Origin of the sequence: Bradyrhizobium rifense (genome assembly GCF_008123425.1) — a bacterium.
Lineage (GTDB): Bacteria > Pseudomonadota > Alphaproteobacteria > Rhizobiales > Xanthobacteraceae > Bradyrhizobium > Bradyrhizobium rifense.
The window spans coordinates 123,911-148,530 of the sequence record NZ_VSSS01000015.1 but is presented as its reverse complement, the minus strand read 5'-3'; the positions used below and the strand labels follow the sequence as shown (position 1 = coordinate 148,530).

Sequence of the window (24,620 nt, the reverse complement as noted above, 5' to 3'; positions counted from 1 at the left end):
CCTTGTTCACAATGCTCAGCCCCCACCCACATTCTTGCGCAGTCCGAGCTGAGCCGCAATTGGCTCGGCTCGGACCAAATGGCGCGGGAGGGGCTCCTCCTAGAACCCGAATTTCGCCCAAATCGCGCGCGTCTCGACCGCCGAGATCAGCTCGTCCGGCAACCCGACCATTGATTCCATGGCCGAAAGCTGCCCCGCGCCGGGCGATTTCCGCCCCAACAGACCGGAGAGCAGGCCGGTCGGCTGCGCAATCACCGGGGTGAGAACCTTCTCGCCGTAGCGGGCACGAAGAGTTGAGCGGATATCGCCGATGCCGTCGGCCAAGCCCAGCGCGATCGAAGTTTCGCCGGCCCAGTACTCACCGGTGAACAGGGTGTCGTCGGCGCCCTTCAGCCGCGCGCCGCGACTCTCCTTCACCAGCGCGATGAAGATCTGGTGGATCTCGCGCTGAAGCGCCTTCAGCTTGGCGACGTCGTCGGGGTTTTCGGGCAGGAACGGATCGAGCATCGCCTTGTGGGTGCCGGCCGTGTAGAGGCGCCGCTCGATGCCAAGCCGCTTGATCGCCTCCTGGAAACCAAAGCTGCCGCCGACCACGCCGATGGAGCCGAGGATCGAGGACGGATCGCAGAAGATCTCGTCACCCGCGCAGGCGATCATGTAGCCGCCGGAGGCCGCGACGTCCTCGACGAACACCAGCACGGGCAACTTCTTCTCCGCCGCGAGCTGCTTGATGCGCAGATAGATCTGGCGCGACTGCACCGGCGAGCCGCCGGGCGAGTTGATCACCAGCGCCACCGCCTTGGCATTGCGGACCGAGAAGGCTCGCTCCAGCACCCGGGCGACGCCCGCCAGCGACATGCCCGGGCGCAGCGGCGTCACCGCGCCGATCACGCCGGACAGCCGCACCACCGGCACCACCGCCGTGCCGGGGCGGAATCGCGCCGGCAGGTATTGCAGGAGCTTGTCGGCCAGGCCGGAATTTTCGCGATCGTTCAATTTTTCGGCCATGCCGTTACCTCTGATTAACCAATTCTTATCACGCGACTGTCATTGAAGTTCGCTGGAACGTGTTTTGCAGATTCCTCGTTGGGAAGCTGCAATGAAGCAGCGGAGGAAATGCCATGAAGATCTATCTGCTGTTGCTGCTGATCGGTGCACTTTTCACGGCGCTTCGCTATACTTCCCCGCAGGAACAGCAATCGGAATCGCTTCCGCAGTAAGCCGTCACGGCTCCGCCAGCGGCAAGACCGCCCTCCCCTCCAGAATATTCCTCACCTCTTCTTTGGGCACGCGTGACTCATCATTGAGCATGAGGCCCGGCAGCAATCGCAGCGGCGCCCGGCCACCCTTGACGGCGCGCACCAGCACACGGATTGCAGGCCTTCCCGCTTCGCCATGAACCGGCAGGACCGACACGCTACCAAAGCCGCGTGACAGCGCTGCCAAAACGTCTGCAATGCCATCCGCGCGCCAGATCAGGGTCAGCACGCCGTTCGATCGAAGGACGCGCCGCGCTGCATGCACCCAGGCATTCAGCGTCTCCTCGGTCGCGACATGCGCGGTGTGACGCGCCTGGTCCGGCGAGCCACGGTGCCGCGCGGAATCGTTGAAGGGCGGGTTCATCAACACGCAGTCTGCGCTGTCGGGCATGAGCCCATGTGTCGCAAAAGCCTGCGCATCCGCCGTGATGTCGAGCACAATCACCTCGGCAGCAATTGCATTCGCGGCCGCATTGGCGCGCGCGAGCCCGGCCAGTTCCGGATCGATCTCGACGAGGCAAAGATCGACCCCGGCCACGCGCCGCCCCAGCGCCAGCCCGGCCGCGCCGATGCCGGCGCCGAGATCGACCACACGGTCGCCAGCGCGGGCCTCGGTCGCCGCCGCAAGCAAAATGGCATCGTGCCCGGCGCGGTGGCCGGATCGCTTCTGCCTCAGGAGCAGCTGCCCGCCGAGAAAGGCGTCCTCGGTAAGATCTGTGACGACGTCAATCATCGCCGCGCAGTTCGTGGCTGAGCCCGGCATCGGTCAGGAGCTGCCGGGCTTCGATGGCGTCGTCCTCATGGACCAGGATCCGCCGGGGCAGGACGCCGAGCGAGCCCTCGATGATGCTCATGTTCTGATCCAGCACCAGATGATGGATGTTGGCGCCGTCGAGCAGCGCGCCGATCGCCGACACCAGCACGATATCGTTGGTCCGAACCAGGTCACGCAAACGAGCCTCCTGCCTGAAAGGGGTGAGCGGCAAATGTCAATGGTTCCACAGGCCTTGCCGCATCCCCGTCCAGTTTCTATTGTCTTTCCATCAGAATAGCCCCTCCGGGGCAAATATTGGAGACCGGCGTGGCCGTCATCGTACCTTTCGAAACTCCCGGCGCGTCGATCGAAGAGCTGGTTGCCCTTGTCGCCCCCGACATGGAGCGCGTCAACACCACGATCCTGTCGCGGACTGGCTCCGACGTGACCATGATCCCGGAAGTGGCCAACCATCTGATCTCCTCCGGCGGCAAGCGCCTGCGGCCGATGCTGACGCTCGCCATGGCCAATCTGGCCGGCTACACCGGCGACGGCCACATCAAGCTGGCTGCCTCCGTCGAGTTCATGCACACCGCGACCCTGCTCCACGACGACGTCGTCGACGAGAGCGAGATGCGCCGCGGCAAGCTGTCGGCGCGCATGCTCTGGGGCAATGAGGCCAGCGTGCTGGTCGGCGACTTCCTGCTGGGACAAGCCTTCCGCATGATGGTCGAGGTCGGCTCGCTGCGCGCGCTTGACATTCTTTCCGCGGCCGCCGCCACCATCGCCGAGGGCGAGGTGATGCAGCTCGCTGCCGCCAAGAACACCGCGACCACCGAGGACGAATATCTTGCCGTGATCCGCGGCAAGACCGCCGAGCTGTTCGCAGCCGCCTGCGAGGTCGGCCCCGTGATCGCCAACCGTCCGAAGGCCGAGCAGACCGCCTGCCGCTCCGTCGGCATGAATCTCGGCATCGCCTTCCAGCTCGTCGACGACGTGCTCGACTATGGCGGCAAGAGTGCAAAGCTCGGCAAGAACACCGGCGACGACTTCCGCGAGGGCAAGATCACCCTTCCTGTCGTGCTCGCCTTCCGCCGCGGCAACGACACCGAGCGCGCCTTCTGGATCAAGGCGCTCGAGCGCGGCGAGATCGGCGACAGCGACCTCGATCACGCCCTCGGCTTGATGAACAAGCACCGCGCGCTCGAGGACACAATTAGCCGCGCCCACCATTACGGCGCCATGGCCGTCGACGCGCTGGCGCTGTTCCCCTCCTCGCCGATGAAGAGCGCGCTGGAGCAGGTGGTGGCGTTCTGCCTGGCACGGTCGCATTAGGGCTGCGCGCTTTCCGCTTCCGCTATCAACTCCGTCATCCTGAGGTGCGAGTGGCGCGATGCCGAGCATCGCGCCACTCGCCTCGAAGGATGCACGGCCGAGATGCATCCGGGCCGTTCGCCTTCGAGGCTCGCTGCGCTCGCACCTAAGGGTGACGGGGATGGATTTGTGGGCGCCGCTCTCTCCACGTCATTGCGAGCGCAGCGAAGCAATCCAGAATCTCTCCGCGGAGGGACTCTGGATTGCTTCGCTGCGCTCGCAATGACGGAGTATGGCGCACGGCCTTCGTTCACCAACTCACATCTCAAATCGCCCCTGCCCACCCAGTTACTTGCATTTTGCAAGTCACTCCCCTACCTTCCCTGCCATGCAGCCAAAGTCCCCCTCCATCCTGGAATGCCCGGTCGGCCGCGCCGTGGAGACGGTTGGCGAGTGGTGGAGCATCCTGATCCTGCGGGATGCGTTTCAGGGCTCGACGCGGTTTGACGAGTTCGAGCGCAATCTCGGCATCGCGCCGAACATCCTGTCGCGGCGTCTCGCCCATCTCACCAAGACCGGCATGTTCGTCCGCCGCCGCTATCACGAGCGGCCGCCGCGTTACGAATACGTGCTGACGGACAAGGCGCGGGATTTCTTCCCCGTGATCGCGACGCTGCTCGCCTGGGGCAACAAGCATCTCGCGCCGAAGGGCGAATCCATCCTGCTGGCGAACCGCGACGATCGCCGGCCGCTCGATCCCGTCGTGGTCGATGCCGCCGACTTGCAGCCGATCACGCTCGCCAACGCGGTGGTGATCCCAGGCCCCGGCGCGAGCCGCCTGATGCGGCGGCGGCTCACTTCGCTCAAAGCCATGAACCCGGCGGTCGCGCCGGCTGGAGACTGACATGCGTCGTATCGTCGTGACGGGAATGGGCGCGGTGTCGCCGCTCGGCTGTGGTGTCGAATTGTCCTGGCGCCGGCTGCTCGCCGGACAGAGCGGATTGCGCCCGCTGCCCCAATGGTCGCAGGCGCTACCCGCACGCATTGCCGGTCTGGTGCCCGACAAGGCCGACGATGCCGATGGCGGGTTCGATCCAGCGGAGGCCGCCGCGCCAAAAGATCAGCGCAAGATGGACCGTTTCATCCTGTTTGCGCTGCTCGCCACTGCAGAGGCCGTCGCGCAGGCCAAATGGACGCCGCAAGATGCTGCATCACTGGAGCGGACCGCGACCATCATCGCCTCCGGCGTCGGCGGCTTCCCGGCGATGGCGGAAGCGGTGCGCATCACCGAGCAGCGCGGCCCGCGCCGGCTGTCGCCGTTCACGATCCCCTCGTTCCTCGCCAATCTCGCTGCCGGCCACGTCTCGATCAAATACGGCTACAAGGGCGCGCTGGGCACGCCGGTCACGGCGTGTGCCGCCGGCGTACAGGCGATCGGCGATGCCGCACGCATGATCCGCGCAGGCGAGGCCGATGTCGCGATCTGCGGCGGCGCCGAGGCCTGCATCGATATCGTCAGCCTCGGCGGCTTCGCAGCAGCACGCGCGCTGTCGAGCGGATTCAACGACCAGCCCGCCCGCGCCTCGCGCCCGTTCGATCGCGACCGCGACGGTTTTGTCATGGGCGAAGGCGCCGGCATTCTGGTGATCGAGGAACTGGAACATGCGCTCGCGCGCGGCGCCACGCCGATCGCCGAGATTGTCGGATATGGCACCACCGCGGACGCCTATCACATGACGTCGGGTCCGCCCGATGGCGACGGCGCCCGCCGGGCGATGGAGATCGCGCTACGGCAGGCGAACCTTGCGCCGGCGGATCTGCAGCACCTCAATGCGCATGCGACATCGACGCCGGCCGGCGACGAGGGCGAGCTCGGCGCGATCGCTGCGCTGTTCGGCCGCGCCAAGACAATCGCGGTCAGCGCGACCAAATCGGCCACAGGCCATCTACTCGGTGCCGCCGGCGGGCTGGAGGCAATTTTCACCGTGCTCGCCTTGCGCGACCAGATCGCGCCATCGACACTCAATTTTGAAAATCCGGACGCAAACGCTGATGGCATCGACATTGTCGCAGGCAGCGCACGACCGATGCCGATGCTCAACGCCATCTCCAACGGCTTTGGCTTCGGCGGGGTGAATGCCAGCGCGATCTTCCGCCGCATGGGCTAAACGACAGGCCTTGCAATCGCGGCGCGCTGCGCTACGAAAATGGAATGATTGATACAAATTTCTGGCTGTTCCTCGCCGCCGCGGTTCTCATTGCAGCCATCCCCGGCCCCGGCATCTTCTACGTCGCGGCGCGAACCTTGTCGGAAGGGCGCGCCAGCGGCTTTGCCTCGACCGCGGGCACGGCGCTGGGCGGATTGGTCCATGTCGTCGCAGGCAGTCTCGGCATTTCCGCGATCATCCTGGCGAGCGCCGAGCTGTTCGCCGTCGTGAAGTTCGTTGGCGCGCTGTATCTGGTCTGGCTCGGCATCAAGACCTTTCGCAGCGCCGGCGGAGCGCTGTCACTCGCGAGCGAGCCTGTCGGGGACAAGCGCGCGTTCCGTGACGGCGTGCTGGTCGAGGCGTTGAACCCGAAGACCGCGGCGTTCTTCCTCGCCTTCATTCCGCAATTCTTCGATCCCGCGGGAGCGAGCCCCACGCTGCAATTCATCGTGCTCGGCGCCATCTCGGTGACGCTGAACACGCTCGCCGATGTCATCGTGGTGCTGATGGCCTCCGCGACACGCACGCAGCTGATCGGACGGCCGCGTCTGATGAAGCGGCTCACCCAAGGCTCCGGCGTCTTCATCGCGGGCCTCGGCCTCTCGCTCGCGCTGGCGCGGCGGCCGGTGCAGGGCTAGCTCGCGTCACTCCCGACAAGCATCGGCAAAAAGAAAGGGGCCGAAGCCCCTTTCCCGGATTTCACCACTGATGCCAGTGGTGCCAATGATGCCAGCCGTAGCCGCCGCCCCAATGACGGTGCCAGCCGTAACCACCCCAGTAATGCGGGTGATAGTAGCCGCCGCCGTAATAGTGGCGGTGCCAGCAATGGCCCCATTCGTTGCAGATATAGCCTGACGGAACGACGCCCGACGCACCGGGGACGTCGATCGGCTGGGCCGATGCCGCTCCGGTGGACAGAGCGACACCACCGAGAGCAGCGAGGCCGACAAGCGCAGAAACGAGTTTCATGATTTTCACCTCCTAACGTTCGTTGGAGGCGGTGAACGACGAACGCGTTCGGTGTCTTACGAAGGTTTAACGCCGATGAACAAGCTGTCCAATCTGTCATGACTTGCCGATATGTAACGCGCGGAATTCGAACGTGGCATCGCCGAGGGCTCACCCATTGATGTTGCGATGGAGGGTTCGATGAAGATGATGTCCTGGTCGCGTTACCACCTCCTGCCAAATTCGTTGTCGCGCGCCGCTCGTCGCTGTCGCGCTGCGAAGCTGCTCAAGATGCGGCGACGCGCTCGCCTGGCGCATCAGCCGACGCCCAAACCTGGCCCGGCGCCGAAGCCAGCATGACCGCCCGATTGCTTGTCGAATGACCGGCAGCAGGCTACTCCAGTCCTGCTGTCGTCTTGTCCGGCATTCCAGGGATCACTGCCCGATGCTCGCCCCGCAAAGTCGCTACTACGAATCCCACGGCCTGCGGCTGCATTATGCCGAGTGGGGCAATGAGAGTGCGTCACCGCTCATCCTGGTTCATGGCGGCCGCGATCATTGCCGGAGCTGGGATGCCATCGCCCGCTCGCTGCAGCCGCATTTTCACGTGATCGCGCCCGACCTGCGTGGCCACGGCGATTCCGACTGGACCAAGGGCGGCAGCTACGCGCTGACGGAGTATGTCTACGATCTCGCCCAGCTCGTGCGCAGCATCGCAGCGCCTCAAGTGACGCTCGTCGGCCATTCGATGGGCGGCATGGTGAGCCTGATCTTTTCAGGCTCATTCCCCGAGCAGGTCACGAAGCTCGTCGTGCTCGACGGCGTGACGATGTTGCCTGACACGCCGAAGCCTCCGACGCATGAGCGCATCGGCAGATGGGTCAGCCAGCTCGACAGGCTGCACGACCGAACCCCGCGCCGCTATGCGACCCTCGAGGACGCGGCCGCGCAGATGGTGTTTCACAACAAGCGGCTCTCCCGCGAGCTCGCGCTGCACCTTGCCACGCACGGCGCGCGCCGGAACGATGATGGCACCTATAGCTGGAAGTTCGACCCGTACCAGCGCGCCTCCGCACCGCACCGGCTCTGGCCGGACGACCACGTCACGCTGTGGTCGCGCATCGCCTGCCCCACGCTGCTGCTCAATGCCGGCGAAAGCTTTCTCGCCGGCGCCAGGGCCGCAGGCCTGGAGCGCTATTTCCAGCAGGCGCGCATCGCAACCATCGCCGGTGCCGGGCACTGGCTGCAGCATGACAAGCCGGCGGAGGTGCTGGGTGAGATCCGGCAGTTTCTCGGGCTTGCCGCGCAAGGCGCGGGTTAGCTCCGCTGCCGTAGGGTGGGTTAGCGGAGCGTAATCCACCTCTTCTGTCTCCGCGGATACAAACAGTGGTGGGTTACGCCTGCGGCTAACCCACGGGACCGTCGCCGAGGAAATACTCAGCTCAACGTTCCCGCATGCACCCACCAGCCGGGGTGGTCGCGCCGAATCGTCTCGGCAGCGGCATGCGCCTCCGCGGACGCGCCGTAGATCGCAAAGCAGGTCGCGCCCGAGCCGGACATCCGCGCCAGCTTGACGCCGGCGGAAGAGCGCAAGGCTTCCAGCACGTCACCGATGACAGGTTCGATGCGCAGCGCAGGGGCTTCGAGATCATTGGCGACGGTGTCGAGAACATCGACCCAATCGGCAATCGACCCGCCCTGCTCCGGCCAGGCCGGAGATTCGAGGACGTCAGTGGCGCCGACCAGCAATTCGCCGTTGCGCAGGCCCAACTCCCTAAACACGTCCTTGGTCGCAACCGGCACGCGCGGATTGACCATCACGCAGGGCATGCTCGGCAATGCCAGCGGCAGCAATTGCTCGCCGACGCCGGTCATGTCGCAGGCGCGCGAGAACAGGCACACCGGTACGTCGGCGCCGGTCGCAAGCGCGACCTGCTGGAGCCGGGGATCATCGAGCGACAGATTGTTGAGGCGCGCGAGAAGACGCAGCGCCGCCGCCGCATCGGCCGAACCGCCGCCGATACCGGCTGCGACCGGCAAGACCTTGTCGAGCGCGAAGGCGCCGAGCTTCAAATTCGGCACCGCGTCGGCCAACAGTTTCGCGGCCTTGAACACGAGATTGTCTGAGGTCTCGCCGCAGGCCGCGGCAAGCGGCCCGGTGGTCGCAAGCCTGAGCTCGCCACCCGGCTCCAGCGTGAGCCGGTCGGCGCAATCGGCGAACGCAACCACGCTTTCGAGATCATGATAGCCGTCGGCACGACGGCCGACCACGCGAAGGCTCAGATTGACCTTCGCGCGCCCTTCTTCAACCAACGCCGGCATCGGCGATACGCCCCCAGTTACTTACTTTTGCTTTGCGCATGATCTCTGCGCAAACGCGTTCCGCGTTTGTCGCGGGGAAAACCGCTGCACACTTTTCCGGATCATGCGCGGCCTCAACCGCCCTTGCCGTCGTCCTTCTTCTTGTCCGCCTGCGCGGCCGAAGAGTTCGAATTGTCATCCGTCATGCCGTTGGCGATCTTGGCTTCGATCTTCGGCAGATCGTCCGGCTCGGGCTTGAGATCGCGGGCATGCGCCCACTGGAATTTTGCTTCCAGCGTGCGGCCGACGCGCCAATAGGCGTCGCCGAGATGGTCGTTGATGGTGGGATCCTCGGGCTTCAGGTCGATCGCGCGCTCGAGGTTCTTCACCGCCTCTTCGTAATTGCCGATGCGGTAATAGGCCCAGCCGAGGGAATCGACGATGTAGCCGTCGTCGGGCCGCTGCTCGACGGCACGCTTGATCATCTTCATGCCTTCGTCGAGGTTCACGCCCTGGTCGATCCAGGAATAGCCGAGATAGTTGAGCACATGCGGCTGGTCGGGCTGCAGCTCGAGCGCCTTCTTCATGTCGGCCTCGGCCTTGCCCCACTCCTTGGTGCGCTCCTCGCAGATGCCGCGGTAGTAGTACCAGACGCTGTTGGCCTTGTCGTTGCCGGCCGGCAGCACGTCGATGCCACGCGAATAGGTCGCGCCGCAGTCGCCGAACTTCTTGCGGCCGCGCTCGAGATTGCCGAGCGCCATGATGGCTTCGAGATCCTTGGAGTCCTCGGCGGTCACACCCTTGAGGATCTTGATCGCCTCGTCGGTGCGGTCGGCGGAATCCAGATCGATGGCGAGCTGGATCTGCGCGTTGCGCTTGAGGGGCGAGCTCGACGGCACGCGCTCATAGATCTTGATGGCCATCTGCGGCCGCTTCACCGATTCATAGAGGTCGGCGAGCGAGAGCAAGGCCAGCGGATGAGTGGGCTGGAGATAGAGCGCGAGCTGGAGATAGACCAGCGCCAGATCCTCGCCGCCGCGGCGGGTCAGCGTGGCGCCGATGCCGTAGAGCGCCTCGGCCGCACCGGCTTGCGCGGAATCGACCAGCGACGGCAGCTTCTTGCCGGCCTTGGTCTCGCGCAGGCCTTCCACGATCAGCGGATGACGGGCGAGCTTCTTGTCGAAGGCTTCATAGACAGCGGTCGCCGAGGCGGCGTCCTTGTTGCGCGACAGCCAGCGCGCATAGGCCTCGCTGACGCGCAGCATGGAATCGTCGAGCTTGTAGGCGCGCTCGAAACGGACGCCCGCGTCCTTCTCCTTGCCGGCGTTCTCGAGGATCATGCCGGCGTGCAGGTCCTTGAACAGCGGATACCATTCCGGGCCCGCCAGCTTGTCGATGGTCGCGACCGCGCCCTTGGCATCGCCCGCGCCATAGGCGGCCCAGCCGGACAGCAGCGTTGCGACCAGATCGGTGATCGGTCCGCGAATCGACTGGTTGATGTTGCTCTGCGCGCTCGGATATTTCTTCAGCTTCAAATCATGCACGCCGACCACGAGGCGCGCGACGCGATTGGTCTTGTCGATGGTGAGGATGCGCTCGGCGAGCTTGACCGCTTCCTCGATGTCGCCATCGCCGACCGAGGCGATGAAGGCGCGGTCGAGCAGCTCGTTGTTCTTGGGGTCGGTCCGCAGCGCGGAGCGGTAGAAGGCGGCGGCCGAGGTCGCGTCGCGCTCGACGGCGGCGTGGCGGGCGGCGAGATAGCTGCCGGCGGTGGTGAGCGCCTTCAGATCGTTTCGGGTCGGAAACTGCGCCGCAGTGTCGGCCGGATGATCCGGCGTCTGCGCCAGCACGCCGCCGGGGACCGCCACGATCGCAGAGCCGGCAAGGGCGATGGCAGCAGCAGTCCAGCGGTTGAAACGATTTGAAAACATCAGGGCTCGCCTTGAGTTGGTAGTGCCTGGGTTTGAAGCAAAAGGCCGTCTCGCACGCGAACGCGGCCGGCGACATGGGACCCGGAACCGTCGGGTCGGACAATGCCGCTTTTGGCGCTTCACCGCAAGGATTCGGACCGCGCGATCCCCTCCGCGCGCCCCAAATTGACCAAGAGGGCCCCAAGACGCCGCTACTGTGGCCTTATCGTGGCCGCGGCCGGTGGCCGCAGCCCGGTCCTCACGCGAACGTGCGCTACATCACCCTTCGGACCTATTTAGTCGCCTGGCGCGCCCTTACATCGCCTCGTAGTTCGGACCGCCGCCGCCCTCCGGAGGAACCCAGGTGATGTTGCCGTTGGGGTCCTTCACGTCGCAGGTTTTGCAGTGGACGCAGTTCTGGGCGTTGATCTGGTAGCGCGGGCTCGCGCCCTCCTCGACCCACTCATAGACGCCGGCCGGGCAATAGCGATTCGACGGGCCGGCGAAGACGTCGTGCTCGGACATCTTCTGGAGGTTCATGTCGGCCACCCGGAGATGGATCGGCTGATCTTCCTCGTGATTGGTGTTGGACAGGAACACGGAGGACAGCTTGTCGAACGAGATCTTGCCGTCAGGCTTCGGATAGCTCTTCGGCGAGTGTTGCTTGGCCGGATCCAGCGTCGAGCGATCAGGCTTGGCATGGGACTGCGTGCCGAACAGCGAGGTGCCGAACAGCGTGTTGAACCACATGTCGAAGCCGCCGAGCGCCACGCCGAGCACGGTGCCGAACTTCGACCACAGCGGCTTGACGTTGCGGACCAGGAACAGATCCTTGCCGACCGATGAGGACCGCCACGCATTCTCGTAGTCGACGATCTCGTCGTTGGCGCGATCAGCCGCAAGCGCGGCCGCGACATTTTCAGCGGCGAGCATGCCGGTGCCCATCGCATTGTGCACGCCCTTGATGCGCGGCACGTTGACGAAGCCGGCCGCACAGCCCACCAGCGCGCCGCCGGGGAACGTCAGCTTCGGCACCGACTGGTAGCCGCCTTCGGTGATGGCACGCGCGCCATAGGCAAGGCGCTTGGCACCTTCGAAGGTGCCGCGGATCGAGGGATGAGTCTTGAAGCGCTGGAATTCGTCGAATGGCGACAGATAGGGATCGTCGTAGTTCAGATGCACAACGAAGCCGACGGCGACGAGGTTGTCGTCGTAATGATAGAGGAACGAGCCACCGCCGGTCTTCAGGTCGAGCGGCCAGCCGAACGAATGCTGGATCATGCCCTTCTGGTGCTTGGCAGGATCGATCTGCCAGACTTCCTTGAGGCCGATGCCGAACTTCGCGGGCTCGCTCTTGGAGTCGAGTGCGAACTTCGCGATCAGCTGCTTGGTCAGGCTGCCGCGCGCGCCTTCGGCGAACAGCGTGTACTTGCCTAGCAACTCCATGCCGCGGGTGAAGGAGTCCTTCGGCTTGCCGTCGCGGCCGATGCCCATGTCGCCGGTGGCGATGCCCTTCACCGCGCCCTTTTCGTCATAGAGCACTTCGGCGGCGGCAAAGCCCGGATAGATCTCGACGCCGAGCGCCTCGGCCTTGCGCGCCAGCCAGCGGCAGACATTGCCGAGCGAGCCGATATAGCAGTGATGGTTGTCCATCAGCGGCGGCATCATGAAGCCCGGTAGCTTGATCGCGCCGCCGGCGGTCATCCAGTAGAAGCGGTCGTCCTTGACCTGCGTCTTCAGCGGGCAATCGGAGTCCTCGCGCCAGTCCGGGATCAGCTTGTCGAGCCCGGCCGGATCGATCACGGCGCCGGAGAGAATATGCGCACCGACCTCGGAGCCCTTCTCCACCACGACGACGTTGAGATCGGCATTGATCTGCTTCAGCCGGATCGCCGCGGCCAGGCCCGAGGGGCCGGCGCCGACGATGACGACGTCGAATTCCATCGATTCGCGCGGGGGAAGTTCTTCGGTGCTCATCTGATCTCAGCCCTTGAGACGGTTCCTTGTCATTTGCGCTCCCTTGTTTCCGATTTTTCCGGGTAGGACAACCACGGAAATGCGTTCCGCTGGGATGCAAGGCGCCTTAAGATGAACTAATAGTCTGACTTTCCAAATGATCCCCGAGCCCGCACCCACCGTCCGAGAGCTTCTCGCCTTCTATCTGGAGGCCGGAGTCGACTGCGCGCTCGCCGAGGAACCGGTCGACCGCCTGGCGGAATTAGACGCCCCGCCGCCGGCCCCGCGCGCGGCGCCGGTCGAAGCACCGCGGCCAGTCGCCGCGCCTGCGGTGATGCGCGGCGAGGCAGCACCGGCGCCCGACGTCGCCATTGCCTCGGCCCGCGAGGCCGCGCGCACCGCGCCCACGCTCGAGGCCTTGCGCGAGCTCATGCAGAATTTCGAAGGCTGCGCGCTAAAACACACTGCGACGCGGCTGGTGTTCGCCGACGGCAATCCGCAGGCGCGCATCATGTTCGTCGGCGAGGCGCCGGGCCGTGACGAGGACATCGAGGGACTGCCGTTTGTGGGACGCAGCGGCAAGCTGCTCGACCTCATGATCGGCGCGATCGGGCTCAACCGCACCACGGCCTATATCACCAACGTCATTCCCTGGCGGCCGCCCGGCAACCGCACGCCGACGCCGCAGGAGACGCAAATCTGCCTGCCCTTCATCCAGCGCCACATCGAGCTCGTGAACCCCGACGTGCTGGTGACGCTCGGCAATCCCTCGACGCAGACGCTGCTCTCGACGCGCGAAGGCATCATGCGGACGCGCGGACGCTGGTTCGACTACGACACGGGTAGCCGCACCATCCGCGCGCTGGCGACCTTCCACCCGGCCTATCTCTTGCGCTCGCCGTCCTACAAGAGGCTGGCCTGGCAGGACCTGCGCGCGATCGCGAAGGTGCTGGCGGGCGCGTAAGGGGCGGAACGCCCTATCATCGTCATTACGAGCGCAGCGAAGCAATCCAGAATCTTTCCGCGGAGGGATTCTGGATTGCTTCGTCGCAAGGGCTCCTCGCAATGACGACGGAGAGAGAGCGCGCGCCTCACGTTCCCTTCGGCCGCACGATGGCCCAGCCGATGCGCAGGAGTTGCTGGCGTCCGGTCACCAGCCATTCGAAGGCGCGCGGCACTTCCGGCACGATGCCGGGAAAGCGCGCAAGGATTTCGGGCGGCGGGGTGCCGGCGGTATCTGAGGCGCGCCAGACCACGACACCGCCGGTCTCGCTGAATTTTGCCTGTGTCAGCCACGGCGTACGCGCAGGCGCAGCGTCGATGAACAGATGCGGCCGGCCGGAGTGCAGCGCGATCAGGCTCGCAAGCTCGGTTTCACCCGCGACAGCGCGCAGGCGATGGTTGGTGCGGCGGGCAAAGCTGTCGTCGAAAAAGTCCGAGATCGCGCGCGCCGGCATCGATGTCGCGATTTCGCCGGTGCCGCTCCAGGGCAGGAACAACACAGCCAGCACGACACCGGCGGCGGGCGCCACGACGGCCGCCAGCCACACCGTGCGCAGCATCCGCGCGCGGCGCATCGCGATGAGATCGCCGGCCGCGACGACCATGGCGAGGCCCGACATGACCAGCACCACGCCGGCACCGCCGACGACGGCATCGAGCCCGAACAGGCCGGAGATCAGGACCGCACCGAGCGCCGGCGCGAGCGCAAAGAAATAGACGAAATTGCGCGCAAGCGGCTCGACCGGCGGCCGGTAGATGATCGGCGCCTCCTCGCTCTTGCCGGCGAACACGGGAGCGTTGAGGAAGGTCAGCACCGGGACCGCCACCGCACCGAGGACGAGGCCGCCGAGCAGCCAGGCGGCGTGGATCGCGCGGGCGCTGAGGTCGGCAATTTGCGTCGGGGCCGGCAGCACAAGGGTTTCGGCGCGCATCAGCCAGACGGCATAGGGCAGCGCGAGGACCGCGACGACGACGAGCGCGAACAGCGGATCGAGCGCGCGCAGCGTCCGGCGGCCTCCGGCGGTCGAGAGCGCGAAGATGACAAGCAATGCGAGCAGGAAGATCGCGGCCGGCGTGGTCAGCAGCAGCAGGCCAGCCTCGATCGACCAGGCGAACCAGGCATTGCCGCGGCGCTGGCCGATGATCTGCCAGGAATGCAGCAGCAACAGCGTCCACAACGGCCGCGCCAGCACCAGGGGGCCGAAGTCGAGCGCGGACGAGGAGAAGGCCAGCACCGTCATGGTCAGGAGCACGGCGAGCACCGCCTGCTGGGTGCCGACCACGGCGCGCGCCAGGTGATAGAGCGTGATGAAGGTCGCGATCTCGCAGAGTTCGGCCAGGACATAGACGCCGAACATGTGGCCGCCGGCGGCGCGATAGGCGATATCGGCGAGCCAGACCGACAGCGGCGGGCCAAGATCGGTGCCGACCTGGTACTCCCTGCCGAAGGCCAGCACGGTCGCAAGGCTGCCGGGCGGGCTGCGGTAGAACAGAAGCGCCACCATCAGCCACATCGCAGCCTGCAACAGCACGGCAATCCAGACGATCAGCCGCGGCCGGGCGCGAATGAGCTCGATGACCAGGGAGGTAAACCGCATGCAACGCCCGCAAGATGCAGCCAACCCGTCCAGCCGGCCCTATTCGCTCAAGCCTGTTTTGATAAAGGGCGCCACGCGTCGTGGCAACGACAGTCTACGCTAGAGGCCTGCCGAAGCATCGATTTCAACTGTGGTCTCCACCTGCACCTCGACCTCGGTGACCGCGAACAGGTCCCGCACCGGTTCGACGGTCCAGGGCATGTGCTTGGCGCGGGCGGCGGCGACGGGGGCGAAGAAGCTGCGGTGATGGACGGTGGGGCCGAGACGGTTGAGCGCGTCGAGATGCTCGGGCACGCCGTAGCCCTTGTGCTGCTCGAAACCGTAGCCGGGACAATCCTGCGCCAGCGCGCACATCAGCCGGTCGCGCGTCACCTTGGCGACGATGGAGGCGGCCGCAATCGACAGCACGATACCGTCGCCGCCGATCACGGCCTCGCAGTCGCAAGGCGTATCGAGCCGGTCGCGGCCGTCGACGAACACGTGCCTGGGCGCCTCGGGCAATGCGACCACCGCGCGCTTCAACGCCCACAGCGAGGCGCGCAGGATATTGTCGCGGTCGATGCGCGCGCGCGAGGCGACGACGACCGAGACCTGCGCGGTCGCGCAGATCTTGTCGAAAAGCTTCTCGCGCTCTTCCGCCGTCAGCCGCTTGGAATCGTCGATGCCGCGCGGAATGCGGTCGGGGTCGAGAATCACCGCGGCCGCCACCACGGGGCCGGCGAGCGGCCCACGGCCGGCCTCGTCACAGCCTGCGATCGGCCAGACGCCACGCTTGATCAACGCGCGCTCGCGGCGAAAGCTTGCCTTCGGTGGCGTTGCCTTAATTGGTGTCTTGGCGGACTTGTCCCGAATCATGGCCGGGATCGTGCGCAAGCCGACCCGCTCGCGCAACCGGGAACCCCGCGCAATTCCCGTTATTCAGGCAACCCTACTCCGCCAGATGCACTCGCCGGTCGTTACCGACCTCGATGCCGGGGGCGACGACGACCTCCCAGGGATGACCGTCGGGATCGGCGAAGTAGCCGGAGTAGCCACCGTAATCGGTCTCGTGTGCGGCCTTTAGCAGCGCAGCGCCCTTGCCGACGGCAAACGCCAGCACCGCATCGACCTCCTCGCGCGTCGCGCAGTTCCAGGCGAGCGTGACGCCGCGGAAGGTCGCTGGCCTCGGCTGGTCCGCCAGCTTGGCGTCGGCTGCGAGTTGGTCCCAGGGAAACAGGCCGAGCACCGGACCGCCGGTGTCGAAGAACGCAACGGCCTCACCCGTCGCCTTCAGCCGGCGCGAAAATCCGAGCGCAACGTAGAATGCGATGCTGGTGCGGATGTCGCTGACACCAAGCGTGATCACCGTGAGCCGCGGCACCGGCGGCGTAAGTTCCTTACTCATCACACACCTCGTTCGCTCCGCGCCCTAGAACAGGCTGAGCTGCTCGCCATGCTGTTTCGGCCGCGCAAAATGATCCGTGGTCAGTTTCGCGCGACGCTTGTTGAGCCCGAGCCGGTCGCAGGCGATCTCGAAGCGGCGGCCGATGGTCCAGGCCATCGGTCCCGTGCCCTTCATCCGCTCGCCCCATTTGGCATCGTAGTCGCGGCCGCCGCGCATGTCGCGGATCAGCGTGAAGACGTGACGGTAGCGGTCCGGATAGTTCGCCATCAGCCATTCGCGGAAGAGATCGCGCACCTCGAGCGGCAGCCGCAGCAGCACGTAGGAGGCTTCCTTGACGCCGGCATGCGCGGCCGCATCGAGAATGCGCTCGATCTCGGAATCGTTCAGCGCGGGGATCACGGGCGCGACCATCACGGTGGTCGGAATGCCGGCGTCCGAGAGCTGCTTGAGCGCCTCCAGCCGCTTCGGCGGCGTCGAGGCCCTCGGCTCCATGGTGCGCGCGAGTTTTGGGTCGAGTGAGGTCACCGAGATCGCGACCTTGGCGAGGTTGCGCTTGGCCATGCGCGCGAGAATGTCGATGTCGCGCACGACCAGCGCGGATTTGGTGACGATGCCGACGGGATGGCCGGCGCGCTCCAGCACTTCGAGAATGCCGCGCATGATTTTGCGCTCGCGCTCGATCGGCTGATAGGGATCGGTGTTGGTGCCGATCGCGATCATCCGCGGCTCGTAGCCGGCAGCGGCAAGCTCCTTCTCGAGCAGCGCCGGCGCGTCGGGCTTGACGAACAGCTTTGACTCGAAGTCGAGCCCCGGCGACAGGCCGAGATAGGCGTGCGTCGGCCGCGCGAAGCAGTAGACGCAACCGTGCTCGCAACCACGATAGGGATTGATCGAGCGGTCGAAGCCGATGTCGGGAGAATCGTTGCGGGTGATCACCTTGCGCGAGGTGTCCACGCCGACCGTCGTCTTGAACGGCGGCAGCTCTTCCAGGCTCTGCCAACCGTCATCGAAGGCGACGCGCGCCTCGGCCTCAAAGCGGCCGCTGGCGTTGGACTGTGCGCCCCGCCCTCGCCTGCGCACGCGGTCGATGGCGACGCCAAGCTCGGGGAAATCAGAAGGCGCACCCGCCGGCTCGGAGGGCGCCGTGACCGGCGGGTGCTTGAGAGCAGAAGAAGCTGGACTCATGAAGCCAAGATAGCACGTCAAAGGAACAAATCAAGAACAAGAACGAAAAACGCGAAAACAACCCCATGCACAGTAGCGCTGCCCAAAGTTCACGCGCTGACCTTTGACCTCACGCAACACCGCGTGACCTCGATCCCGTTTGATGCGGCTGAAGGATCGATCTCGCCGGAACTCGGTTGGTGACGATCCCCGGTGAAGGTCGGCATGAATATGACAAATCAACAACAATCGCGTGCGGCGAGCAGCGACCTCGATCTCCTCGATCGCTACTGGCGCGCTGCGAACTACCTCTCCGTCGGGCAAATCTATCTGCTCGACAATCCGCTGCTGCGCGAGCCGCTGCGGCCCGAGCACATCAAGCCGCGTCTGCTCGGCCATTGGGGCACGACGCCGGGGCTGAACTTCATCTACGCGCACCTCAACCGCGTCATTCGCGCGCAGGACCTCGACGTGATCTATGTCTGCGGTCCCGGCCATGGCGGCCCGGGCATGGTCGCCAACACGTATCTCGAAGGCAGCTACAGCGAGATCTATCCCAACATCGCGCGCGATGCGGACGGATTGCGCAAGCTGTTCAGGCAGTTCTCCTTCCCCGGCGGCATCCCGAGCCATGCGGCGCCGGAAACGCCGGGCTCGATCCACGAAGGCGGCGAGCTCGGCTATGCGCTGGTGCACGCCTATGGCGCGGCATTCGACAATCCCGACCTGATCGTCGCCTGCGTCGTCGGCGATGGCGAGGCCGAGACCGGTCCGCTCGCGGCGTCCTGGCACTCCAACAAGTTCCTCAACCCCACCCATGACGGCGCGGTACTGCCGATCCTGCATCTCAACGGCTACAAGATCGCCAACCCGACCGTGCTCGGCCGGATGCCCGACAGCGAGATCCGCGATCTCTTCCGCGGGCTCGGCCACGAGCCGCTGTTCGTCGAGGGCGACGATCCCAAATTGATGCACCGGGCCATGGCGGACGCGCTCGACGTCGCGCTCGCCAGCATCCGCTCGATCCAGCAACACGCCCGCGACGGTCGCAAGAGCGTCGAGCGACCGCGCTGGCCGATGATCGTGCTGCGCAGCCCGAAGGGCTGGACCGGCCCGAAGGAAGTCGACGGCAAGAAGGTCGAAGGTTTTTGGCGCGCGCATCAGGTGCCGGTCGCGGGCTGCCGCGAGAATCCGGCGCATCTGAAGATTCTCGAAGACTGGATGCGCAGCTACGAGCCGGACAAGCTGTTCGATGCGAACGGTACGCTCATCCCCGGACTGCAGGCGCTGGCGCCCGCAGGCGAACGCCGCATGGGCACCAATCCGCACGCCAATGGCGGCCTCCTGAAGAAGGAGCTGAAGCTGCCGGACTTCCGCAGTTTTGCAATCGAGGTGCCACAGCCCGGCGGCGTCACGGGAGAAGCGACGCGTGAGCTTGGCAAGTTCCTGCGCGATGTCATCCGGCTCAACGCGCAAGAGCGCAACTTCCGCATCATGGGTCCGGACGAGACCGCCTCAAACCGGCTCGACGCTGTATTCGACGCCACCGAACGGGTCTGGATGGAGCCGATCGAATCCTACGACGTGCATCTCGCGCAGGACGGCCGCGTGATGGAGGTGCTGAGCGAGCATCTCTGCCAGGGCTGGCTGGAAGGCTATCTGCTCACGGGACGACACGGCTTCTTCTCCTGCTACGAGGCCTTCATCCACATTGTGGATTCCATGTTCAACCAGCACGCCAAATGGCTGAAGGTGACGCGACACCTGCCATGGCGGCGCCCGATCGCCTCACTCAACTATCTCCTGACCTCGCATGTCTGGCGGCAGGATCATAACGGCTTCAGCCATCAGGATCCCGGCTTTGTCGACTTAGTCGCGAACAAGAAGGCCGACATCGTCCGCATCTATTTTCCTCCTGATGCCAATACACTTCTATGGATCGCCGACCACTGCTTGCGCACCTATGACCGCGTCAACGTGATCGTTGCCGGCAAGCAGCCGGCGCCACAATGGCTGTCGATGGAGGCAGCGGCCACCCATTGCGATGCCGGCATCGGCATCTGGACCTGGGCGGGCACGGAAGACGCGGACAGCGAGCCCGACGTGGTGATGGCCTGCGCCGGTGACGTGCCGACGCTGGAAACGCTCGCCGCGGTCGACCTCCTGCACAAGGCGCTGCCCGAACTCAATATCCGCGTCGTCAACGTCGTCGATCTCATGACGCTGCAACCGAAGGAGCGGCATCCTCACGGCATCAGCGATCGCGATTTCGACAGCCTGTTCACGCGCGACAAGCCCGTGATCTTCGCCTATCACGGCTATCCTGCCTTGATCCATCGCCTGACCTATAACCGCACTAACCATGCCGGCCTGCATGTGCGTGGCTTCATCGAAGAAGGCACCACGACGACGCCGTTCGACATGGTCGTGCTCAACGAGCTCGACCGCTTTCACCTCGCGATCGAGGCGATCGAGCGCGTGCCGGGGCTTGCGACCAGGGCCGCACATGTGAAGCAGCAATTCCGCGACACGCTGATCGAACATTCGGCTTACGTGCGCGAACATGGCGAGGATATGCCGGCGATCCGCGACTGGGCATGGCCGGGCAAGGAAGGTTGACGTGGTGCCGGCTTCCGACGCGGTCCTCGTCCTCAATGCCGGCTCTTCGAGCATCAAGTTCGGCCTGTTCGAGATCTCGGCGGCCGAACCTGTTTTGCTCTGCAAGGGCCTGCTCGACGAGCATGAGGCGAAGCCTCGGCTCGTCGTGAAAAGCCCGAGTGGTGAGGACTTGTTCGAGCAGCAAAGGGAGGCGTCGGATGCGGACGGCGGCCACCTGTTCGCCGATGTGCTCGGCTTCATCGAGGACCGCTTTGGCCAAGGCCGCTTGCGCGCCGTGGGTCACCGCATCGTTCATGGCGGTCCGGACTATTCAGGTCCAGTCGAATTGACTGAAGAGGTCTACGCGAAGCTGAAGGCACTCACGCCGCTGGCGCCATTGCATCAGCCGCGGTGCCTCGCGCCGGTCTATCCCTTAAGAACGATCAAGCCCGACCTGACGCAGATCGCCTGTTTCGACACTGCCTTCCACCACGGCGTTGCCCCGCCCGCGAGCCGCTTCGCGATCCCGCGGCGCTATGAGACGCGCGGCCTGCGACGCTACGGCTTTCACGGGCTGTCGTTCGAATATGTCGCGGGCCGGCTCGCCGGGATCGCGCCGGAGCTTGCAGCCAAGCGCACCGTCATCGCCCATCTCGGCAATGGCGCGAGCCTCTGCGCATTTCGCGACGGCCGCAGCGTCGACACCACGATGGGACTGACGCCGCTCGACGGCCTGGTGATGGGCACGCGCTGCGGCACCATCGATCCCGGCGTGCTGCTCTACCTGTTGCAGCACGCGAAAATGACCGTCGAGGATTTGCAGCACCTGCTCTATCACGAGTCCGGCCTGCTCGGCGTCTCCGACATCTCCGCGGACATGCGCACGCTGCTTGCAAGCCGCGAGGCTTCGGCGCGGGAAGCGGTCGATCTCTTTACCTTCCGCGCGGCGCAGGAGATCGCGGTGATGGCGAACACACTACAGGGGCTCGATTGCCTCGTTTTCACCGGCGGCATCGGCGAGCATGCCAAGGAAATCCGTAGCGCAATCGGCGAACGTCTTGCCTGGCTCGGCGTGCGCATCGACCCCGCCGCAAATGACGGGACGCGCGAGCGCATCGGCTCGAGCGACAGCGCCGTGGATGTGTTCGTTATCTCGACCAATGAAGAACTCACGATCGCACGGCATTGCGTTGCCGTGCTGCGAGCTATGGAGACAGTATCGTAGGGTGGCGAAGCGAAGCGAGCCCACCACTTTTTGCAATACTGGACCGGTGGTGGGCACGGCGCAAGTGCGCCTTTGCCCACCCTACGATACTGAGCTCGCGGAGATATAAGGCGCGGCAACGCAGCTCAGCGCTCAGTGAATGCCGGCAAAAATCTGGATGCACCCGATCGCGACCTCGATCACGATCAGCACCACCACCGCAATCTCGAGCCGCAGCGAGCGCTGTGTGTCGATGATGTCGGTCAGCGCATCGGCCGTCTCCGCGATGACCGTGAGCTTGCGATCGAGCGTGTCGAGACGCTCCTTCAGCTCGTACTCGTCTTCGAGACGCGCATAGAGCCGGTCGAGCTGCGGCTTTTCCCAGAGCGCGTCGGGTTTTTCGGCAACCGCGACGCGGCCGGCGACGCGCTGCTGGACGAGCAGTGCGTTGCCGATGAGCTGCAGGATGCCCTTGCGCCGCCGCGACGTCCGGCCTTTCTCGGCGAGTTCGCGCGCAAAAGGCTCGATGACGTCGAACACCGCAGCGACGCGGCGCTCGTCGCGCGCCAGCGACGTGCTCTTGGCGAGTGCGTCCGCGATCAGCAGCAGCCGCTCGTCGGAAAACTTGGAGAGGTTGATCGGCCCGCCCGGCTGGATCGCCTCGGCGTTTTCGTCGTGGCAAAGCTGCGCCTGCGCGGTCTCCTCCTCATAGGGGCTGAGCTCACCGGTCACGCGCGACTTGAGACTGTCGATGAGAACCTTCTCCTCCGACGGCAACAGCCCGATCAGCACCACGACGCCGTAGCGGAAGATCACGGCAAGGCCGCCATGAACGCGGAAGGCAGCCGGCGTCGAGGACACCAGGGAGCCGATCTCGAGCCCCGATGGATTGATGCGTTCCCCCAGCATCACGGCGCGGATCCGCAAGGTCGGCGCAGCATCCGGCTTCGGCGATATCGGCGTCGCGCCCATGGGAAGTTGATCGGCGTTCATTGGACACATCTCGCTTTGCGCAATGGCGATTGCTCGTTTTTCCCATCGCACGGGAACAGCGCAGTCACCGATGATATCGGCAGAGAAACGCCCCGTTTGGCGCTCACGACACCCAAATTCGCCGAAACTTTCGGCAAGATGGGTACCCTGGGCACGACATATTCGGCTGCGACGGGCGCGAGCCGGTTTACCATCGCACGCCGCGGCGCAGCCGAAAAGTTGCACTCGGCAGCGCAGCGTGTTTATGACAACATCATAACGAGTTACGCTTCTCCCGAATTGCGGACATCGAAGTCTCAATCATGCTGAGCGTCATCATTCCGACCGAAGGCGTCGAGCAGACCGCGGTCGCAACCCTGGCCGCGCTGGTCCCCGGTGCCGCGGCGGGCGTTATCAAGGAAGTTCTGCTGGTCGACGGCACAAGCAACGGCGTCATCGAGCGCGTTGCCGACGTCGCCGGCTGCCGTTTCATCGGCTGCGAGGGATCTTCGCAAGGTGAAGCGCTGGCCGCCGGCGCGCTCCAGGCCCGTTCGCCCTGGCTGATGTTCCTCCCTGCCGGCGCGGTGCTGGACACCGGCTGGATCGAGGAGACCACCCAGTTCATCCAGGCCGTCGCAGCCAGCGGCCGGGATCGTGCGGCCGTGTTCCGCTATGCCCGTTCGCCTTACGCCGATACCGGCTTCCGCGACGTCCTGTGGTCCGTGGCACGCAAGCTGGTCGGCCCCCTCGGTGATCAGGGGCTTTTGATCGCACGGGATCATTACGACCGGATCGGCGGCTATCCGCCCCAGGCCCGCCGGTCCGAGGCGAGGCTGCTCAGGCGGCTCGGCCGCTCCTCCCGGACAATGTTGCGAAGCCGGATCGTCATGGTCGCGTGAGGCTGCCTAATACTTGCCAAAGTCAAATAATTATTTGACAATGGCAATTATTGGGGTGTGCCATGCCATTCGACGGTACCGATGACCAGATCGCAGCGGTTCGTGCCTTCAACCGCTTCTATACCCGCAAGCTCGGCGTGCTCGACCAGCACCTGGGAAACAGTCCGTTTTCGCTCAGCGAAGCCCGCGTGCTCTACGAGCTCGCGCATCGCGACGACCTCGCGGCAAAAGAGATCGGAAACGAGCTCGGTCTCGATCCCGGCTATCTTAGCCGCATCGTCCAAAGCTTTGACGAGAAGGGACTGATCACACGAAGGCCGCTGCCGGCAGATCGCAGGCAATACCAGCTCAGCCTCACCGCCAAGGGCCGGCAGACTTTCGCCAAGCTGAGCCTGAGCTCGCAAAACGAGGTCACCGCAATGCTGGCTCAGCTTTCGGCCGACGATGCAACGCGGCTCACGCAGGCCATGGCAACCATCGAGAACGTGCTGGAGCAACGCCAGAGCCAGCCCGCTTCCGTCGTGCTGCGCAGCCATCGCATCGGCGACATGGGCTGGGTCATCTCCCGGCAGGGCGCCGCCTATGCTGCGGACTACAACTGGGACATCAGCTACGAAGCGCTGGTCGCCGAGATCTGTGCACAGTTCATCAAGAACTACGACGCCGCGCGCGAGCACTGCTGGATCGCGGAAGTCGGTGGCGAGCCGGTCGGCTCGATCTTTCTGGTCAAGGCCACGGACGAGATCGCAAAACTCCGCCTGTTGCAGGTGGAGAAGAAAGCGCGCGGGCTCGGTGTCGGCCGCGCGCTGGTCGAGCAATGCATACAAGGCGCGCGCGAGCGAGGCTATCGCCGCATGACGCTATGGACGCAGAGCATTCTGGTCGCCGCGCGCGGCATCTACCAGAGCGCAGGATTCAAGCTGGTGAAAGAAGAGAAGCACCACAGCTTCGGTGCCGATCTGGTTGGCGAGACCTGGGAGCGGGATCTGTAGCTGCGTGGCGCGGTACAGATGCGCATTATAGTGCCCTCGCCCCTTGCGGGAGAGGGCAGCGACGCTGGCGGACACAGCCTCACTTGGGTGAGGGGTATATCTCCGCGAGTCTGGAATCGTATGGGTGGGCAAAGGCGCGCTAGCGCCGTGCCCACCGA

Annotated in this window: 22 protein-coding genes; 10 read left to right on the top strand and 12 right to left on the bottom strand. The window is 65.2% G+C overall.

Features of this window, described 5'->3' with window-relative positions; all coding sequences use genetic code 11:
* Nucleotides 1-99: 99 nt before the first annotated feature.
* The 3 genes from FXB40_RS09180 to FXB40_RS09170 form a co-directional block, all read right to left on the bottom strand.
* Nucleotides 100-1,008, bottom strand: a complete 909-nt coding sequence (locus FXB40_RS09180) for a S49 family peptidase (RefSeq protein ID WP_148771887.1) — start codon at nt 1,006-1,008, stop codon at nt 100-102.
* Between the two features lie 216 nt (nt 1,009-1,224).
* Complete coding sequence (locus tag FXB40_RS09175) at nt 1,225-1,992, bottom strand: tRNA1(Val) (adenine(37)-N6)-methyltransferase (protein WP_148771886.1); 768 nt, start codon at nt 1,990-1,992, stop codon at nt 1,225-1,227.
* Nucleotides 1,985-2,212: a putative signal transducing protein gene (locus FXB40_RS09170; protein ID WP_148771885.1), complete on the bottom strand. Its 228-nt coding sequence runs from the start codon at nt 2,210-2,212 to the stop codon at nt 1,985-1,987. The genes FXB40_RS09175 and FXB40_RS09170 overlap by 8 nt, the downstream gene beginning before the upstream one ends.
* Before the next feature lie 128 nt (nt 2,213-2,340).
* Between FXB40_RS09170 and FXB40_RS09165 the strand changes: the two genes are divergently transcribed.
* The 4 genes from FXB40_RS09165 (at nt 2,341) to FXB40_RS09150 (ending at nt 6,172) form a co-directional block, all read left to right on the top strand.
* Nucleotides 2,341-3,348 (top strand): polyprenyl synthetase family protein, encoded by a 1,008-nt coding sequence (locus tag FXB40_RS09165; protein ID WP_148771884.1) that lies wholly within the window; start codon nt 2,341-2,343, stop codon nt 3,346-3,348.
* 367 nt (nt 3,349-3,715) lie between these two features.
* Nucleotides 3,716-4,231: a winged helix-turn-helix transcriptional regulator gene (locus tag FXB40_RS09160; RefSeq protein ID WP_148771883.1), complete on the top strand. Its 516-nt coding sequence runs from the start codon at nt 3,716-3,718 to the stop codon at nt 4,229-4,231.
* Between the two features lies 1 nt (nt 4,232).
* On the top strand, nt 4,233-5,495 hold the full coding sequence (fabF, locus tag FXB40_RS09155; protein WP_148771882.1) for a beta-ketoacyl-ACP synthase II: 1,263 nt from the start codon (nt 4,233-4,235) through the stop codon (nt 5,493-5,495).
* A gap of 44 nt (nt 5,496-5,539) precedes the next feature.
* A complete protein-coding gene (locus tag FXB40_RS09150) occupies nt 5,540-6,172 on the top strand; it encodes a LysE family translocator (RefSeq protein WP_148771881.1) in 633 nt (210 codons plus the stop codon).
* Between the two features lie 61 nt (nt 6,173-6,233).
* Here FXB40_RS09150 and FXB40_RS09145 read toward each other — a convergent pair whose 3' ends face one another.
* A complete protein-coding gene (locus FXB40_RS09145) occupies nt 6,234-6,503 on the bottom strand; it encodes a hypothetical protein (RefSeq protein WP_148771880.1) in 270 nt (89 codons plus the stop codon).
* A 424-nt stretch (nt 6,504-6,927) separates the two neighbouring features.
* Here FXB40_RS09145 and FXB40_RS09140 point away from each other — a divergent pair, with 424 nt between their 5' ends.
* Nucleotides 6,928-7,803: an alpha/beta fold hydrolase gene (locus FXB40_RS09140; RefSeq protein ID WP_148771879.1), complete on the top strand. Its 876-nt coding sequence runs from the start codon at nt 6,928-6,930 to the stop codon at nt 7,801-7,803.
* A gap of 116 nt (nt 7,804-7,919) precedes the next feature.
* Here the strand turns inward: FXB40_RS09140 and FXB40_RS09135 are convergent, their stop codons facing one another.
* The 3 genes from FXB40_RS09135 to FXB40_RS09125 form a co-directional block, all read right to left on the bottom strand.
* Nucleotides 7,920-8,804, bottom strand: a complete 885-nt coding sequence (locus tag FXB40_RS09135) for a 4-(cytidine 5'-diphospho)-2-C-methyl-D-erythritol kinase (RefSeq protein ID WP_148771878.1) — start codon at nt 8,802-8,804, stop codon at nt 7,920-7,922.
* A gap of 113 nt (nt 8,805-8,917) precedes the next feature.
* Nucleotides 8,918-10,714: a tetratricopeptide repeat protein gene (locus tag FXB40_RS09130; protein WP_148771877.1), complete on the bottom strand. Its 1,797-nt coding sequence runs from the start codon at nt 10,712-10,714 to the stop codon at nt 8,918-8,920.
* A gap of 294 nt (nt 10,715-11,008) precedes the next feature.
* A complete protein-coding gene (locus FXB40_RS09125) occupies nt 11,009-12,670 on the bottom strand; it encodes an electron transfer flavoprotein-ubiquinone oxidoreductase (protein ID WP_148771876.1) in 1,662 nt (553 codons plus the stop codon).
* 136 nt (nt 12,671-12,806) lie between these two features.
* On the opposite strand from FXB40_RS09125, the gene FXB40_RS09120 reads away from it, so the two are divergent.
* Nucleotides 12,807-13,613, top strand: a complete 807-nt coding sequence (locus tag FXB40_RS09120) for a uracil-DNA glycosylase (protein ID WP_148771875.1) — start codon at nt 12,807-12,809, stop codon at nt 13,611-13,613.
* Between the two features lie 127 nt (nt 13,614-13,740).
* Here the strand turns inward: FXB40_RS09120 and FXB40_RS09110 are convergent, their stop codons facing one another.
* The 4 genes from FXB40_RS09110 to FXB40_RS09095 form a co-directional block, all read right to left on the bottom strand.
* The gene (locus tag FXB40_RS09110; protein ID WP_148771873.1) at nt 13,741-15,249 is read right to left on the bottom strand and encodes a glycosyltransferase family 39 protein; all 1,509 of its coding nucleotides are present in this window, start codon (nt 15,247-15,249) and stop codon (nt 13,741-13,743) included.
* 99 nt (nt 15,250-15,348) lie between these two features.
* Nucleotides 15,349-16,104, bottom strand: coding sequence for a ribonuclease HII (gene rnhB, locus FXB40_RS09105; protein ID WP_148771872.1), 756 nt, complete (start codon nt 16,102-16,104; stop codon nt 15,349-15,351).
* Nucleotides 16,105-16,177: 73 nt separating this feature from the next.
* Nucleotides 16,178-16,633, bottom strand: coding sequence for a VOC family protein (locus FXB40_RS09100; protein ID WP_148771871.1), 456 nt, complete (start codon nt 16,631-16,633; stop codon nt 16,178-16,180).
* A gap of 24 nt (nt 16,634-16,657) precedes the next feature.
* Entirely contained in the window at nt 16,658-17,818 is a 1,161-nt protein-coding gene (locus FXB40_RS09095) for a PA0069 family radical SAM protein (RefSeq protein WP_148771870.1), read from the bottom strand.
* A 210-nt stretch (nt 17,819-18,028) separates the two neighbouring features.
* On the opposite strand from FXB40_RS09095, the gene FXB40_RS09090 reads away from it, so the two are divergent.
* Both FXB40_RS09090 and FXB40_RS09085 read left to right on the top strand, forming a co-directional pair.
* On the top strand, nt 18,029-20,416 hold the full coding sequence (locus FXB40_RS09090; RefSeq protein ID WP_187436751.1) for a phosphoketolase family protein: 2,388 nt from the start codon (nt 18,029-18,031) through the stop codon (nt 20,414-20,416).
* A gap of 4 nt (nt 20,417-20,420) precedes the next feature.
* Complete coding sequence (locus FXB40_RS09085; RefSeq protein ID WP_148771932.1) at nt 20,421-21,620, top strand: acetate/propionate family kinase; 1,200 nt, start codon at nt 20,421-20,423, stop codon at nt 21,618-21,620.
* A 132-nt stretch (nt 21,621-21,752) separates the two neighbouring features.
* Here FXB40_RS09085 and FXB40_RS09080 read toward each other — a convergent pair whose 3' ends face one another.
* On the bottom strand, nt 21,753-22,592 hold the full coding sequence (locus FXB40_RS09080; protein ID WP_148771868.1) for an RMD1 family protein: 840 nt from the start codon (nt 22,590-22,592) through the stop codon (nt 21,753-21,755).
* Nucleotides 22,593-22,894: 302 nt separating this feature from the next.
* Between FXB40_RS09080 and FXB40_RS09075 the strand changes: the two genes are divergently transcribed.
* Together FXB40_RS09075 and FXB40_RS09070 are read left to right on the top strand one after the other, a co-directional pair.
* A complete protein-coding gene (locus tag FXB40_RS09075) occupies nt 22,895-23,470 on the top strand; it encodes a glycosyltransferase family protein (RefSeq protein ID WP_148771867.1) in 576 nt (191 codons plus the stop codon).
* Nucleotides 23,471-23,532: 62 nt separating this feature from the next.
* A complete protein-coding gene (locus tag FXB40_RS09070; protein WP_148771866.1) occupies nt 23,533-24,462 on the top strand; it encodes a bifunctional helix-turn-helix transcriptional regulator/GNAT family N-acetyltransferase in 930 nt (309 codons plus the stop codon).
* The last annotated feature ends 158 nt before the right edge of the window (nt 24,463-24,620 follow it).